Origin of the sequence: Acinetobacter sp. WCHAc010052, from assembly GCF_002165295.2 — a bacterium.
Taxonomy (GTDB): Bacteria; Pseudomonadota; Gammaproteobacteria; order Pseudomonadales; family Moraxellaceae; genus Acinetobacter; species Acinetobacter chinensis.
This window is the reverse complement of sequence record NZ_CP032143.1, coordinates 2,618,287-2,634,527: the sequence shown is the minus strand read 5'-3', so window position 1 is coordinate 2,634,527 and position 16,241 is coordinate 2,618,287. Positions and strand designations below refer to the sequence as shown.

Genomic DNA, 16,241 nt, shown 5'->3' with positions numbered 1-16,241 from the left:
GCGGTCAGGTTGTATTTTTCAGGGAATTAACTGGACGCAGTTCCTGTATTTCTGATGTGCAGACCGATCATAAATGTGAGGTTTATCACTCAGAATGATATTCACATTCAGAAAGCTTCATGCAACTGCGCTTAACCTTGACGCGGTTTACCGTTAAACTATACGGTCAAAACCGTATGTTCTGGTCTGGAGTAATTATATGTCGTGGCTTTCTTCACTAAAATCTGTCTTTTCGCCATCGAAAGAGGTCAACGAAGAAGCTGTTCAGAATGTACTCCAGTCTTATGTACTGCCTGCATCTGAAAATCTGTTAAAAGACAGAATTGAACAGGTTAATGTTCAGGGACAGGTCTTACAGATTACGGTCAATACCTATCCTGAAGAAGCAGAACATTTGCAGAAAATTCATGATGATCTGGCAGATGCCCTGGAAAAATGTGGCATCACAGAACTGAATATGCACGTGATTCAGCAGAAAACAGGTCATGCCGGCTGTGGACATGATCACGAGAAAGGTGAAAGCTGTTCAAGTCAGCCGAAAGCTGCAAAAACTGAACTGCCTCCTGTTACAGATGCATCAGGTCAGGTGGCTCAGGCAGCACCTGCAGAAGTTGATCCTAATAACCCACCGATTACCAAAGCTGCACCACAGCAGCGTGATATTCCAAAGCATCCGCGTATTCAGCATGTCATTCTGGTTTCATCAGGCAAAGGCGGTGTGGGGAAATCAACCACGACTGTCAACCTTGCCCTGGCTATGCAGAAACTTGGGCTGAAAGTAGGCGTACTGGATGCTGATATTTATGGTCCAAGTATTCCGACCATGCTGGGAAATGCTGGTCAGACACCAATGATCGAAGCGGAAAATTTTGTGCCGCTTGAAGCTTATGGGATGGCGGTATTATCCATCGGGCATCTGATTGGAAAAGAAAATACACCGGTTGCCTGGCGTGGTGCAAAAGCAACGGGTGCTTTAATGCAGCTGTTCAATCAGACCTTGTGGCCTGAACTGGATGTACTGGTGATTGATATGCCGCCAGGTACAGGAGATATTCAGCTGACCCTTGCACAGCGTATACCTGTGACGGGTGCGGTCATTGTGACGACACCTCAGAATGTCGCTCTGATGGATGCGGTCAAAGGAATTGAACTGTTTAACCGTGTTCAGATTCCTGTGATGGGGGTGGTGGAAAACATGTCGACGCATGTCTGTTCAAACTGCGGTCATGAAGAACAGATATTTGGTACAGGTGGTGGAGACAGTCTGTCTGAACAGTATGACATTCCATTACTTGGGCGTTTACCGCTCAATGTGCAGATCCGTGAAAATGCTGATGCGGGTAAACCTTCAGTGGTTGCAGAAGATGCTGCTGCTGAAAGCTATATAACAATCGCTCAGCAGTTGATTGAAAAACTGCCGAAAGCTGAAAAAGACAAAAGCCGTATTTTCTGATCCTGCACCCAGACAGGCTTAAAAAGGCTCAGCGACTGCTGGGCTTTTTTTATGCTGTATTGATTGTAAAATATCTGATCATCAGGTGATACGCTGTATTTGAAGGCAGTTGAACGCCTTGTTAACAATAGGGTTACATAACATTCACATCTTGTACTTATTTGAGGGGCTTAATTCTCCAGGTTTAAAAAATCTGTTTCAAAACAAGGGGAAATTCATGAAAATTATCGCTAAATCACTGGTTGTTTCATTGGCTACAGCTGTTGCTGTACCTGCGATGGCTGCTGTTGAAACTGTAGCGCCGGCAACTTTAAAACAGGCAGCTCAGGTTGCTCAGCAAAAAGTTGAAAATACGCATGAAGCACAGCAGGTGGCTCAGGCGAAAATGAAAGAAGAAGCTAAAGCTCAGCAGGCTCAGATCAAAGCTGTAGATACTAAAAAAGTTTCAGAGCAAAAAGTTGCAGAAACCAAAACAGCAGCTAATACAAAAGTATCTGATACCAAAGCGAAAGCAGCTCAGTTAAAAACTGGTGTGGAAGCAAAAACTATGGCTACTCAGCAACAGGCAGTTAAGCCATCTGCACAGCTGAAAGAGAAAGCTGAAACTGTGAAACAGGATGCTGTAAACAAGGTTGAAGCTGAACAGAAAGCTGCTGTTGAAAAACAGGTTCAGGCACAGCAAAAGATTGCAGCTAAAGTTGAAAAGAAAGCTGAAGTAAAACAGAAAACTGGTTTCTTCAAAAAAATGAAATCAGCCGTATTCGGTTCTTAAGTCTTTTATTTAAGGCTCAGTTCAGCAGGTCAGTTTTCTTCAGGAAAGCTGATTTGTTTTTATGTGTAAGAGGGTATCTGCACAGTTATGAGTGAATCATACTGTTTCAGTCATCGAGGGGCTTATCAGCAGTGACCGTTCTTTTTTTCCACTGACGGATAATACTGAAACGCCAGAAGAGTCGGGTCATCAGAAAAAAAAGTACGGAAAAAAATAAAGCTTCGACAATCAGCCCCGAAAGCAGAATCTTAGCCAGACTCAGATCAACATGTCCCTGTCCCATATTGGTCACCCAGTGGGTCATCTGATGCAGAACCCCCAGCAGCATATCCTGATCAATCATATTGACCTGATATATCTGACTGCCGATCCAGAATGCCCCCAGCAGAATTGGAGCGAGTGTCAATGGATTGGTCAGCCATGCAAGTAATATGCTGACAGGAAGATTGACCTCCATAATCAGAACAGTCAGTACAATTAAAGCGGTATGGAACGGAATGGGGAGAATGCCCCAAAAGGTTCCAATAAAGACAGCTTTAGAAATGGATTTACGGTTGATATACCAAAGCACTGGATTTAAGGAGTGTTTTCCAAAAATACGCATAAATTTCATACTTGCCACTTTCTCGGGTGAAGGCAGCCAGGATTGAAAAAACTGTTTTGGCATAAAAGGGTGTGTACAGACAGGACAAAATCTATTGTGCATGATTATTCTTAAAAGAGACAGTTCCATCTTTTAAGGAATGTAAATCCTTAAAGAAATAAAATGGATCAAACAGCTGTATTTTGTTTCAATATACTGAAAAAATTAATTTTTATAATTTTGAGCATGAGCTGAGATTCGCATGTTCAGTATGGAAATTCATTTTCAAAAACAATCACCAGGAAATGACTGAACGGTATCTGTGCAGAATTGAATCATTTCTGGATTAAATATTTTATAAATCAATAATGTGAATTGATTTTCAGTTTTTTGAAATATTTCATCTTACAAATATTTTTTTGCTAAGTTTAATGAACTCATTTACTCTTCGCTCACTCTATTGAGAGGTCTGAGTATGGTTTCATTGTTTTTTATTGGTCTGGTTGTCACGATTTTACTGACGCCTGGTCCAACAAATACTTTACTTGCATCTTCTGGTATTCAGGTAGGTGTGAGGAAATCATTCAGACTTATTCCTGCTGAAGCATTTGGCTATATGATTTCCATTTCTGTATGGGGTGGTTTAATTGGCAGTATTTCTGTCCAGTTTCCTGCTGTTCCAACAGTCCTGAAGCTGTTCAGTGCAGGTTATATTATTTATCTTGCTATCCGTTTATGGAAAACAGCAGACATAGAAGAATCCTTCGACCAGCCAACAATTCGCGCACGTGAACTGTTTACGGCAACCTTGCTGAACCCTAAAGCACTGCTGTTTGCTTCGGCTATTTTTCCAGTGATTGCCTGGAAAAGCACAAATGCCTATGTGGCACATATGCTGGTCTTTGTTCTGCTGCTGATTCCAATCGCTTTTTTCTGGACTTTTATCGGTTCATTGCTGGCTTCAAACAGAGTCAGATGGCTGAATCAGTCCAATCTTCAAAAAACAGCATCGCTGGTACTGGTCAGTTTCTCTATCCCATTAAGTTATTCTGCAATTCTGAATCTCTAAGTCTCAGACAGGGGCACAGGTCGCGGCTGGATATTCAGATAAAAGCAGCAGCCTGCACCCTTTTTATCAGAGTGCTAAGCATCGGTTTTTATAAGCTTCGAAGTCGTGTGTTTTCATTGTTACAGTTTTAAGTTAAAGTACTGGCAGTAATCAATTCCAAGTTTTTTAGGTGAAGATAAATGGCAATTAAGTCAGATCGCTGGATTCGTGAAATGAGCGAAAAACACGGCATGATTGAACCGTATGCTGAAAATCAGGTTCGTTTTGATGAACATGGTGAAAAGCTCATCTCATACGGAGTGTCCAGTTATGGTTATGACGTTCGCTGTGCCCGTGAGTTCAAAGTATTCACCAACGTACATTCTGCAATTGTAGACCCTAAAAACTTTGATGATAAAAGCTTTATTGATATCGAGTCAGATGTCTGCATCATTCCGCCAAACTCATTTGCACTGGCGCGTACTGTTGAATACTTCCGTATTCCACGAAATGTACTGACTGTCTGCCTGGGTAAATCGACTTATGCACGTTGCGGTATTATCGTCAACGTAACGCCGCTTGAACCTGAATGGGAAGGTCACGTTACCCTGGAATTCTCTAACACAACCAATCTACCTGCCCGTATTTATGCAGGTGAAGGTGTTGCTCAGATGCTGTTTTTTGAATCTGATGAAGTCTGTGAGACCTCTTACAAAGACCGTGGTGGTAAATATCAGGGTCAGACAGGTGTAACACTGCCAAAGGCATAATAAATAAAGATTTATTTTAAAGCAGACTTAAAGTCTGCTTTTTTTTACAATTCATTCATCGGAAAACAGCGCAGTTTGGCTGGATTTTTTTGCATTTGCGCGAATATTCAGCATAATGAAAAACTAGATCGACTTGGCATTTTTGTGGCTGTGGTTCAGCAACGGATCTGTATTAAATGAAAAATGTAAAAGCCAGGTCAGGGACAGAATAAAATAATGATGCGGAGCATCTGATAAAAGGAAGGTCGAGATGACTCAAAGTTGGAATAGCCACGGATTAAGAAAGTCTGTGCTTGCGACATTGATTGGACTGGCAGTAGCACAGTCGGGTCATGCCTTAAAGCCAATGTCTGATGAATCACTGTCTGAAACGACGGGTGAGGGTATTGCATTGCTGCCTGAAGATTTTAAAATGGTGTTTCAGGGCGCAAATGATGTTTCCAAAGGCTCGAGCTATGCATTGGGTCTGGCAAACCCTTCCAGCTATGACACTGGTTTTATCCGGATTATTCCTACAGGTGAAAACTACGACGCACTGACTTCAGCCACTAAGGCGGATCTGGATAAACGTCGGACAAAAGCCGATATTTTTATCTATGGTCTGGCATTGTCCAAAAGTAATGATGATCTGAATCAGCGTTACAGCAACACAGGGTTTAACTGGGGGACAACCGCAAACCCCTGGCTGTTCCGTGCAGGTACTCAGAATACTCAGCAGTTCAACTCAGCAGCAGGCAATGTCGGTTATCTGGCTCTGGAAGCGCCTTTGGCAACTGTGGATAAGGATGAGGCAGACAATGTTATTAAACAGGGTTTCTGGCTGGATGCTTTCTCCCGCTCATGGGGTTCAGCCAACACACTTAATCCGATTACAGGTGCTCCGATTGCTTCACCTGTAAGTGGTGACCCGACAAATGATACAAATCTTGATAAAAATCAGCGTATCCGTCTTCAGTATGTAGCCAATGGTTTAAGTCTGAACGGTACTCAGCTCAGACTGTTCCAGACGATGGGATCCAGTAATGCAGATTATAATAAAACCCTGGGAATGGCAGCAATTTTAAGAATTAACACCAATGATGATCCTTCAGGTCTGATTTATGAAGATACGGAAGCTAACCGTAAACTTCTGGGTCAGAAAGGTATCCGTATCGGTACTGCTGCTAAGGATGATCAGTCTGATGGTACATATTCGACACCAGCACTGGATGGAAGCAAAGCACCGCTCTTTCATGCAACTGAAGGAGTGTATTTATACAGTCCCAATGTAAACCTTGTGCTTGGAAATATGTATCAGCCTTATATTCTGTCTTCTGAAGGGAACAATATTGCACTGGAAGTGACCCGTATTCCAAATGTTCCTGCAATCTATAAGAAAATTTATACGTTTTACGATGATGCTGAAATATCGACAGGAAATATAGCAGCAAATACAACGTACTATAAAGTAATTGATGGAAAGTATACGCCTGGTCTGGATATAAGTAATGCTAACCGTTATAACAAAGGAACGGATGGGAAATATACTGCCAGTACGACTGGTAGTTATGTTCGGGTAGGTAACAGTTATGTCCAGCTGGAAATGAATGGAACTGCATTCAAGGCTTACAGCTCAACAGATTTAACCAATCTTAAAAAATCTTATGAAGGATCAACCTGTAACGTGGCGTCCTGTGGAACCAATGGAGCATCCATTACAGCAGGTACTGTTACCACTAAATATCAGGGCACAAATGCAACACACAGCAGTATTTCAGTGGGGAGTGTGGCTCTGGATCCTGTTACAAACCTGTTGAAAGCGAAAACAGATGCAAATTCTACCGGTGTAGTATTCAGAGGTCCTACAGGGAATGTAAACCTTGGATCAGCGGCAATTGATGGTGTCCTTATTCAGCATCTTAAATTTAAAACAACTGGACTGTAGGAGAGTGGATCATGAATAAACGCATAATTTTCACTCTGTTCATGGCGGTTTCTGCTTTTTCACATGCAGGACTGGTAGACCTGGACAATGATGCATTAACTCAGGTGACAGGTCAGGGTGGGGCGGATCTGAGCTGGACGCTGTCCTTGAACCATAAGTATGCCAATGATATGAGCCTGTCCAGTATTTCAAAAATGGATGCAAATGGTAAGGTTACCGAGGCATATTATTCAACACAGTGTGTTTCAGACATTCTGTGTCGTGTTGCTGTGGCATTTAATAATCAGAAAGTTTCTGATCTGGACAAAAATGGAAATGCTCAACAGAAGTGGCTGGTTCTGAAAAAATTTCAGGGAACTTTACAGGTCGATAAATTTCAGCTGGACGGTACCACCATCCTGAATAAGGACGGCAATCAGCAGTCCGCTATGAAACTGACTTTTTTAGATGATAAGCCATTAAAAATAAGGAATTTAGGGTTTACAAGTGCATCCATTGAAGTGGGAGCAGCAGGTGCTGAGCAGGGTTATGCAAATAATAAAGTCTACGGTCAGGGTGGATATGCAACCAATGCTGCAACATTTGATACGGGTACAGAAAAAGGTTTTATGGGAATGAATGTTCATGGAAACCTTCAGATGTCAGGAAACCTGAAAGTGTTCAGTTATAACTGTACTGGGGCGGCAGGCAGCCGCTGTTAAGCTGAGCAGTATAATAAGGAAGTTGGAATGAAAAAAATAACAAAACTGAAAATGTTGACGGCGTGTATGTTACTTGCGCAGCACAGTTATGCGCTTGAGCAGCTGTCTGATTCGACATTGAGTTCTGTCACGGGGCAGGACGGTATTACCATCACGCATGAAGTCTCTAAAATAACAATAGACCAGGCAAACTGGGTGGATTTTTCTGATAACTCCAGTATGCGTTTAGGTCTGCATAGCGTGGAAGTAAAAGGCGTCAATAATTCCAATATTAAAAGCCAGATTGATCTGGATGTGGCAGGAACGACAAATGGTGCAGGCATACGCTTAGAAACAACCATTTCACCATTTGAAGCAACGATACAGAATGTGATGTTGTGTACGGTCTGTACTGTTGGTGCTACAGGTGCAGACAGACAGAGCCTGGGTTCTTTAATGCTGGCAACCAGTACACCCTTAAGTTTTTATCTGGAAACAACAAAAGGTCTGTTTGATAAAAACTCTTTGTCACATCTGAATTTTCAGCTTCAGAATGCTTCGATTACACATAAACTGAATGACCAGCAGTTAACTCTGAAAGATTTTAACTTTAACTTTGCTGCTGACGGCTATATGTATATAGACCCAAAAGAAGGAATCGTTTTAACAACTAAAAATGGCAATTCAGATCATGTAATCAACCTTGGGCGTGTTTCAGATACAACAGCGGTTCATGCAAGCCGTACAGGCGATGATGCTACAAACCCAGGGGTGAATATTGACCTGCGTTATGGTACTGAGCAGAAAAATATCATCCGTATGGGGGCATCAGGTTCACTTGCAAACGGGAAAATATTTGTAAACTCTGATCAGACCGGTATCAGTAATTTTAACGTTACTGACGCAAATGGTGTTGCAGTTACAGCGAAAGGCTATGAAAAGGCAAATACCGGTATACATACAGGTTTAAGTGCTGAGTTCACTAAAGATGGGAACTCACTGATTAAAGCAGGTGAGAAAGCAACGACGCTTGAACTGGGTGGAACTGGAAACGGTAACTATGCCATTGAATTTTCAAACCTGTCTCCATTGAACATTCGGACCAGTAATGATCCTTCTGTCTTAAATACTCAGAATGCTTATCTGGATCTGGGTGATGTCTATTTAAATACCATGCAGGCAACAAGTCTTGAGTTTGTTATCAGTAAAAAGTTGCAGAATGTGCTGGGTGCTGCAAGCCAAAACCTGACAAATTATATGAATGCGACGAAAACATCGCAGAATTTTGCATTGATATCCATTCGTGGTATGGATTTTCAGGCGATTGCCCGTAAAGCCCGTTTTATTTCTGATAACTCAATGGCTAAGAACGACACGGTACAGGGTAGCTGGGGTCTGGGTCTGCCGATTTATAACCTGAATGCAAATTTAGGGTTATTTCAGCAGAGCTATACATACAAGACTGGAAATCAGACTGAAATAAAAAATGGTTTAGGTTTCAGTCTGACTATGTCTACAGATGGCTATGGGATTGATAAAAAAACCAATGCACCAAGTACGACTTCTGTTCTTCTGATTGATGGTGGAGATGGCTCACATAATAAAATCTCAGGAACTGGGAAAGAAGAAGTTAACTACTATGCAGGCTTGAGAAATATTGATGCTTATCTTCAGACAAACGGTGTAATTGGCTATGAAAAAGATGGGATCTATGTCAAAGCCAGTAACCTGTTACTTGCAGCAAAAGCTGAAATTGCTATTGGACAGTTGCCGGGGTCTTTATATAACTGTGTGGGCACGACAACCTGTGAGAAAAAAGTTGTACCGATAGATAATTTTGGTCGACCTGATGATGTGTTGTCTTCTATTGCTTTTAAACTGGATGGTAATGGTGAGCTGTTCATTATACCGGGTGTGGATGCAACTGTAGCAAATCCTGACAGTAACTTCCTGACAGTTAAAGCGTCGTTCAATTTTAATGAACTGACCAAAGAGCAGAAAGCCAATGAAGCAGAAAAAGGCAGCTACTTGAGTATTATCAATGATGACTATACCAAATCAGGTGATGTCAGCACTTTGAAAAGCAGTTCAAGTGTTAACCTGAATAAGATACAGGGTAATCTGGCGCTTGAGTCGCGTATCCGTATGAAAAAAGATACTGTCAGCATGGACAGTCAGGTTAATTTTAATCCGACTAACAGCATAGCAACGCCTTTCCGTGCAGAAATGGCAATCTCACCAATGGGGGGAATGCAGAAAGTTGCGGATATCGCCATTACTGGAGGAGTGATGCGTAGTAATTTTGGTATTACACCACGTTAATGTCCTGGGATTGTTCAGTTCTGAGTGAGCTGAACAGACAGATGGTTTGAGTGATAAAAACAGATTTAATCAAAAATGAATTTAATCCGGGGTTTTGAAATATAAGGGGTGTCTGAGGGGTAGACGGAAACATAAGTCAGCATGTTGAGCAGGCATGTGCTCTTTTAAACACGGGTTCAGAACTGATCAGTATATTTATGGGGAATCATTTTGAAGTGCTCACAGTAACACGATGATGTTACTGAATAAAATTAATAATTTTTAATATTTTAAGGGAATAAAAATGAAAAAAAGTATTCTTGGGGCTATGGTTGCAATTGCCTGTGCAGCTGGAAATGCAAATGCAATGACAGAGCTGGATGATCAGCAGTTGTCACAGGTTGAAGGACAGGCTTTGTTTAATCTAACAAGTACAGCGGATGCATCACAGAATCTCAATTTTTTTAAGTTGGGATTGGGAGCTGTAATGGAGCTGAACAGTAACATTAAATCATTACAACTTGGGTGTGGTGGTTCCAACGGCTCTGGGGGCTGTGATATTGATATTGGTAATCTCTCGCTTTCCGGCAAGGCGGTTAATGGTTCCCGGGCTGATACTTCAGCTCAGCTTACTAATCCTTTTATAGAGTTTGCAATTAAAGGTAACTCTGCAGCAACGCGTGAAGTGGAAGGTTTTCGTTTAGGCGCAGAGTCAATTTTAGGTTTACTGACACTTGGTGCAGAAAATATTGATAATCCATCAGATGGTCTCCGCTCATTCAGTGGCTATATGCAGGTCTCAGGAACCAGTGGTTCAACTAAAACAGTACCAACGAACTTTGGTGCTGTTGCAGGTCAGGAAGTAAAGGGAAGCGTTAAAGTTCTGGGGGGGAATCATAAAATTATGACAAATCTTGCAGCAACAGCAGGTAAAGGCTTTGCTATGCCTGAAATGACTGCCAATTTTGAAATAGGGGCTTTCACATTAACGGGTAAAAGGCAGACAGTAGTTAAACCTCCGAGTGTAGTGGCAAGTGTTGGGGATATTATTCTGAGTGAAGACAGTGGTAGTATTGTTGTTGATCTGAGAAAAGAAGATAATATAAATGAACCTGATAATGTTCTATGGGTTAATGACGTTACATTTTTTATGGGGAAAAATGGTGGAGGAACCTGTAAAGAAGATTTGTGGGCAGGTGTTTGTTGGTCAGGCAAATACAATGATACTAAAACAGCTATCCGTAATCTAAAGATTGATGTTGAATTTACTCAGGCATTGAGCATGATCCATAATATTGAGCTGGATGGTAATGGGGGTTATCTTTCACTTCAGAAATCTGCCATTAAGTGGTTAGGTGCCAACAGCGATGATATCGCACAGCCAGGGTGGTGGATGTCATTTGCAAAACCTGTGCAATTGGGAACTTTGGATGTGATACAAGCGACATCTATTGAAGATGTATTGCCTCAGGTGGCGTCTCAGGTTTCTGACTGGCTCCTGGCAAATCGGATTACGGTTTCAACTGGAGGGGCTTTGGGCTCTGCATTTGGTTTACCAATTAAACAGAATGTTGGACTGCAGGATCCAAATGATCCAAACTTACGTTATATCGACTTATCCAATTCACCGCATGCAAAACTGGCATTGAGTTCTCAGATTCTTGCCAACCAGAACGTTATACCTAACTGCTACGGCGGTATGAAATTCTGCTGATTAACATTCAAAATATAAAAATCCCGCATTAAGCGGGATTTTTATATTTAACTGAAATTATTTTGCAATTTTTGCAAGTAATTCATCTTTGCTCAGGTTTACAGACTCTTCATCACGGCGACCTTTATATTCAAAAGTACCTGCGTCCAGTCCTTTTTCACCAATCACAATACGGTGCGGAATACCAGTCAGCTCAAGGTCAGAGAATTTCACGCCAGGACGTTCATTACGGTCATCCAGCAGTACATCGTAGCCTTTAGCCTGTAGTTCTGCATACAGTGCCTCAGCAGCTTCCAGTGTGCGTGGTGATTTCTGTGCATTCATAGGAACGATAGCCACTTCAAAAGGTGCAATTGCAGATGGCCAGATAATACCTTTGTCATCAAAGTTCTGCTCAATTGCAGAAGCCACTACACGGGTTACCCCAATGCCATAACAGCCCATAGTCACGACCAGTGGTTTGCCGTCATCACCCAATACTTTACAGCCCAGTGCTTCAGAGTATTTCTTGCCCAGCTGGAAGATATGACCAACTTCAATACCGCGTTTGATTAAGATTGTACCTTGACCATCTGGAGAAGGATCGCCTTCAACGACATTACGCAGGTCATACACTTCAGTAAACTGAGCATCGCGCTCCCAGTTCACGCCTGTTGCATGTTTGTCTGTTTCATTTGCACCGGCAACGAAGTCTGAAAGTACAGATGCAGCACGGTCTACAATAACAGTAATACCTTTTTCAACCAGTCCCTGTGGACCACAGAAGCCAGGAGTAAGATTGTATTCACTGATCTGCGCTTCAGTTGCAAACGTCAGTGGTGCGGCAATCAGCGGGTGTTTTTCAGCTTTAATTTCATTCAGTTCATGGTCGCCACGAAGGAACAGCGCCACCACTGGAATCTGACCTTTTTCATCTGCGACACCCTGAACCAGTAATGCTTTAACAGAATGAGCTGGATCAGAGTTCAGGAATGCAGAAACATCTGCAATGGTTTTCTGATCAGGTGTATCTACGGTTTTGAGTTCCTGTGCAGGAGCAGCACGCTCACCGACCAGTACCGCTTCAGCCATTTCCACGTTTGCTGCATAATCTGAGTCAGTGGAAAAAGCGATATCGTCTTCACCGCTGGATGCCAGTACATGGAATTCATGTGAACCTGAACCACCAATTGAACCTGTATCTGCCTGTACTGGACGGAAATTCAAACCCAGACGGCTGAAAATACGGCAGTAAGTTTCATACATCACATCGTAGGTTTCCTGAAGGGAATCCTGATCTGCGTGGAATGAATAAGCATCTTTCATGATAAATTCACGGGAACGCATCACACCGAAACGTGGACGGATTTCATCACGGAATTTAGTCTGAATCTGATAGAAATTGATTGGAAGCTGTTTATAGCTTTTCAGTTCGTTACGGGCAAGATCTGTAATCACTTCTTCATGTGTCGGTCCAAGCACAAAATCATTGCTGTGACGGTCTTTAAAGCGTAAAAGCTCTGGTCCGTACTGTACATAACGACCTGATTCTTCCCACAGACCTGCAGGTTGAGTCACGGGCATGAAGACTTCAAGAGAACCTGAGCGGTTCATTTCCTCACGGACAATCGCTTCAACTTTATTCAGCACACGTACACCCATCGGCAACCAGGTGTACAAGCCTGAAGCCAATTTACGGATCATCCCCGCACGTAACATCAGCTGGTGTGAAATGACTTCAGCATCGTTTGGGGTTTCTCTTAACGTTGCAAATAAAAAGCGACTCGCGCGCATGGAAACTGTCCTAAATTATTAAGCATTAAAGCAGAGATTATACGGTAAAAAAATGAGGTGAACATTCAGTAATGTCACCCCAGGGTAATCTGTTTCATTATGACATGATTTTTTTCATTTGGCGCATCATAAAGTTTTTAAAGTCATCCAGGTAAGTAAAGATGACGGGTACAACCACCAATGTCAGCAGTGTGGAGGTGATGACACCACCAATCACCGCATGTGCCATCGGCGCGCTCTGTTCACCACCTTCACCCAGTCCAAGCGCGAGGGGCACCATTCCCATGACCATTGCACTGGTGGTCATCAGTATGGGTCTGAGACGGGTTTTACCCGCAGCAATAATCGCGTCGTAACGTTCTGTACCTGCATCCATACTTTTCTTGATGAAATCAATCAGGAGAATGGCATTTTTAGTCACCAGTCCCATCAGCATAATAATCCCGATAATGGAAAACAGGTTCATGGTGGAGTTGAACAGGAATAATGCCAGAAAAACCCCAATCAGTGACAAGGGGAGGGATGCCATGATGGCAGCAGGATGAATAAAGCTGTTGAACTGTGAACCGAGTACAATGTAAATAAAGACAATAGACAGGGTAATCGCAGTCATTGCGTAACCTGCAGATTCTTCCATATCTTTGTTTGAACCCTGAGTATCAAAACTGTAGCCAGGTGGCAGTTTAAAACTGTCCTGAATTTTTTTGATGTCGGCACCAATGTCTCCAGCAGGGCGTCCTGCGGTATTGGCTTCGACCAGCACCTCACGAGCCAGATCACGTCGGTTAATCTGAGAAGCCCCCAGAGTCTGTTCAAAACGGGCAACACTGGCAAGTGGAATCAGAACAGCCTGTCCACTGGCATCTGTTTTCTGAGAACTCAGATAGAGGTTTTCAACATCAGCGGGCAGACTGCGTTTGTCCTGCACCATGCGGACATTGACATCATAGGTTTCACCTTTTTCATCTTTCCAGGTGGTAATGTCATCACCTGCCAGTAAGGGGCGGAGGACACTGGCAATCTGATTGACTGACAGTCCCAGGTCACTTGCCAGTACCCGGTTAATATGAACCCCCAGTGTCGGTTTTGGCTCCTTGAGGGAGCTTTCCAGGTCAACAATGCCATCCACTTTGGCAATTTCAGCCATAAAACGGTCAGAAATTTTCTGAAGTTCATCCAGGTCAGGTCCTTTAATTGAGATCATGACCGGTTTTTGTCCACCAGACACCGTTTCATCTGCCGATGCAACGGATGTAATGGTAATACCTGCAACATCTTTCAGGCGATGACGGAATTCATTAGTCAGATCATTCAGAGTCTGTTTCCGTTCCTGTCTTGGTGTCAGCGTGACCCGGATACTGACATGGTTTTTACCTCTGTCTGTGACACTGTTGATCACACCATAAGTTGCACGGACTTCGGGATGTTTCTGAATGATGCTGTCAACCTGGAGTAGTTTTGCCTGTGTGTATTCCAGTGAAGCATTGACTGGTGTTTCAAATTTAACCCGCAGTTCGCCTTTATCAGGTACAGGAACAAACTCTGTACCAATCAGTTTTGACAGTGCCAGTGCACCAAACAGCGATGCAACTGCAATGGCAATAGTCACAGCACGAAAGCGCAGTGCCAGTTTCAGCAGTTTTTCATAATAATGGCTTAGGTTATCCAGGCGCGTGGAGATCCAGTTGAAAAAGCGTTTAACTTTACCTGGTTTTTTATCTGGATTGTGTTTTTCTGCCCAGTGCGCTGAAAGCATCGGATCAAGTGTAAAGCTGACGAACATTGAAATCAGTACCGCCGTGCTGACAGTCACACCAAACTGAAAGAAGAATCGTCCAATGATACCGCCCATAAAAGCAACAGGTAGAAACACAGCAACAATGGTCAATGTTGTTGCCAGTACTGCAAGTCCAATCTCCTGAGTGCCATCCAGTGCCGCAGTGACATGGTCTTTACCCATGCTGGCGTGACGGACAATATTTTCCCGCACAACAATTGCATCATCAATCAGCAGGCCAATACTGAGTGACAGTGCCAATAGGGTCATCATGTTTATGGAGAACCCAAATGCCCAGATAAAAGTCAGTGTTCCGAGCAGTGCAATCGGCAGGGTCATTCCTGTAATAACGGTTGAGCGGAATGAACCCAAAAAAAGCAGTACAATCAGTATGGCGAGGATTGCACCCTCAGTAATGGTGCGGGCAACATCTTTAATACTGCCACGGATGCCTTTGGATGAATCCACCACGACTTTGGCGGTAATGTTGTCAGGCAACTGTTTTTTAATGTCATTTAGTGTTTTATAGGTGTTATCCACGACTTCAATGACGTTGGAGTCAGAACTGCGCAGGATATCCACTGCGACTGCAGTTTTCCCATCCAGGTAGGCACTGGACTCAAGTTCAGCCTGACTGTCAGTAATTCTGGCAACCTGCTTCAGGTAAATGGGTGCGCCATTTTTTGTGGCAATAATCATGTCACCAAATGACTGGGGGTGAATGACCCGTGACTTGATTTCGACCACCAGTTCAGATGCAGGCTGTTTTAATGTTCCGCCTGGAACTTCTATATTTTCAGATTTTAAAGTATTCAGTACCTGATCAATACCTATGCCGTAACTGTTCAGTTTTGCAGGCTCAATTTCAATTCTGATCTGGCGCTGTGCATCTCCAAGCAGGTTGACCGTTCCAACACCAGCAACCGTCCGAAGCTGAGGAACAATCCGCTGATCCAGATATGAGCTCAGATCACGCATAGGCATACTGTCTGATTCAAAGACAATGGACATGACAGCACTGGCTGTCGGGTCATAACGTTCAACGACCGGATCCTGAATTTCATCGCGGAATTCGGCAGTGACAGGGGCTATTTTGTCACGGACATCCTGTGCTGCAACGGCAGAGGGAACATCCAGGTCAAATTCAGTAATAATCGTGGACAGACCTTCACTGGACTGTGAAATAACCTGTTTCAATCCTGAAATGGTGTTGATCTGATCTTCCATTTTTTTGGTAATTTCAGATTCGACAGATTCGGGTGACGCACCGGGATAACTGGTATAAATAACGACAAAGGGGAAGTCCACATCGGGAAATTCCTCTACTCCCATGCGCTGCCATGAAGCCAGACCAAGCACCATCAAGCAGAACATCATCATGATGGTAAATACAGGATATTTGACACTGATACGGGTAAACCACATGGCGACAGTCCTTTGTAATTT

11 protein-coding genes are annotated in these 16,241 nt (G+C 43.0%); 8 read left to right on the top strand and 3 right to left on the bottom strand.

The genetic code is table 11. The annotated features are described in order from the left end of the window. Window positions 1-199 precede the first annotated feature (199 nt). Together apbC and CDG61_RS12895 are read left to right on the top strand one after the other, a co-directional pair. Complete coding sequence (gene apbC, locus CDG61_RS12900) at window positions 200-1,453, top strand: iron-sulfur cluster carrier protein ApbC (protein WP_087549454.1); 1,254 nt, start codon at window positions 200-202, stop codon at window positions 1,451-1,453. A gap of 217 nt (window positions 1,454-1,670) precedes the next feature. Further along, a complete protein-coding gene (locus CDG61_RS12895) occupies window positions 1,671-2,225 on the top strand; it encodes a hypothetical protein (RefSeq protein WP_087549453.1) in 555 nt (184 codons plus the stop codon). Between the two features lie 106 nt (window positions 2,226-2,331). Here CDG61_RS12895 and CDG61_RS12890 read toward each other — a convergent pair whose 3' ends face one another. Beyond that, complete coding sequence (locus CDG61_RS12890; protein WP_087549452.1) at window positions 2,332-2,892, bottom strand: DUF2062 domain-containing protein; 561 nt, start codon at window positions 2,890-2,892, stop codon at window positions 2,332-2,334. Between the two features lie 391 nt (window positions 2,893-3,283). On the opposite strand from CDG61_RS12890, the gene CDG61_RS12885 reads away from it, so the two are divergent. The 6 genes from CDG61_RS12885 (at window position 3,284) to CDG61_RS12860 (ending at window position 11,245) form a co-directional block, all read left to right on the top strand. Next, window positions 3,284-3,877 (top strand): LysE family translocator, encoded by a 594-nt coding sequence (locus tag CDG61_RS12885; protein WP_087549451.1) that lies wholly within the window; start codon window positions 3,284-3,286, stop codon window positions 3,875-3,877. A 179-nt stretch (window positions 3,878-4,056) separates the two neighbouring features. Then, window positions 4,057-4,626 carry a dCTP deaminase gene (gene dcd, locus CDG61_RS12880; protein ID WP_087513324.1) on the top strand — a complete coding sequence of 190 codons (570 nt, stop codon included), beginning with the start codon at window positions 4,057-4,059 and terminating at the stop codon, window positions 4,624-4,626. A gap of 250 nt (window positions 4,627-4,876) precedes the next feature. Further along, complete coding sequence (locus CDG61_RS12875) at window positions 4,877-6,550, top strand: hypothetical protein (protein ID WP_205671790.1); 1,674 nt, start codon at window positions 4,877-4,879, stop codon at window positions 6,548-6,550. Window positions 6,551-6,561: 11 nt separating this feature from the next. Then, complete coding sequence (locus CDG61_RS12870) at window positions 6,562-7,251, top strand: hypothetical protein (protein WP_087513325.1); 690 nt, start codon at window positions 6,562-6,564, stop codon at window positions 7,249-7,251. Window positions 7,252-7,278: 27 nt separating this feature from the next. Continuing rightward, on the top strand, window positions 7,279-9,552 hold the full coding sequence (locus tag CDG61_RS12865) for a DUF6160 family protein (protein ID WP_087549450.1): 2,274 nt from the start codon (window positions 7,279-7,281) through the stop codon (window positions 9,550-9,552). 283 nt (window positions 9,553-9,835) lie between these two features. Further along, window positions 9,836-11,245: a hypothetical protein gene (locus tag CDG61_RS12860; protein ID WP_087549449.1), complete on the top strand. Its 1,410-nt coding sequence runs from the start codon at window positions 9,836-9,838 to the stop codon at window positions 11,243-11,245. A gap of 57 nt (window positions 11,246-11,302) precedes the next feature. Here CDG61_RS12860 and CDG61_RS12855 read toward each other — a convergent pair whose 3' ends face one another. Beyond that, window positions 11,303-13,018 (bottom strand): proline--tRNA ligase, encoded by a 1,716-nt coding sequence (locus CDG61_RS12855; RefSeq protein WP_087549448.1) that lies wholly within the window; start codon window positions 13,016-13,018, stop codon window positions 11,303-11,305. 97 nt (window positions 13,019-13,115) lie between these two features. After that, complete coding sequence (locus CDG61_RS12850; protein ID WP_087549447.1) at window positions 13,116-16,220, bottom strand: efflux RND transporter permease subunit; 3,105 nt, start codon at window positions 16,218-16,220, stop codon at window positions 13,116-13,118. Window positions 16,221-16,241: the final 21 nt, after the last annotated feature.

Coding starts and splice junctions, on each gene's coding strand:
- CDG61_RS12855 (WP_087549448.1), bottom strand. CDS start 13,018: ATGCGCGCGAGTCGCTTTTTATTTGCAACGTTAAGAGAAACCCCAAAC.
- CDG61_RS12875 (WP_205671790.1), top strand. CDS start 4,877: ATGACTCAAAGTTGGAATAGCCACGGATTAAGAAAGTCTGTGCTTGCG.
- CDG61_RS12860 (WP_087549449.1), top strand. CDS start 9,836: ATGAAAAAAAGTATTCTTGGGGCTATGGTTGCAATTGCCTGTGCAGCT.
- CDG61_RS12850 (WP_087549447.1), bottom strand. CDS start 16,220: ATGTGGTTTACCCGTATCAGTGTCAAATATCCTGTATTTACCATCATG.
- dcd (WP_087513324.1), top strand. CDS start 4,057: ATGGCAATTAAGTCAGATCGCTGGATTCGTGAAATGAGCGAAAAACAC.
- apbC (WP_087549454.1), top strand. CDS start 200: ATGTCGTGGCTTTCTTCACTAAAATCTGTCTTTTCGCCATCGAAAGAG.
- CDG61_RS12865 (WP_087549450.1), top strand. CDS start 7,279: ATGAAAAAAATAACAAAACTGAAAATGTTGACGGCGTGTATGTTACTT.
- CDG61_RS12885 (WP_087549451.1), top strand. CDS start 3,284: ATGGTTTCATTGTTTTTTATTGGTCTGGTTGTCACGATTTTACTGACG.
- CDG61_RS12890 (WP_087549452.1), bottom strand. CDS start 2,892: ATGCCAAAACAGTTTTTTCAATCCTGGCTGCCTTCACCCGAGAAAGTG.
- CDG61_RS12895 (WP_087549453.1), top strand. CDS start 1,671: ATGAAAATTATCGCTAAATCACTGGTTGTTTCATTGGCTACAGCTGTT.
- CDG61_RS12870 (WP_087513325.1), top strand. CDS start 6,562: ATGAATAAACGCATAATTTTCACTCTGTTCATGGCGGTTTCTGCTTTT.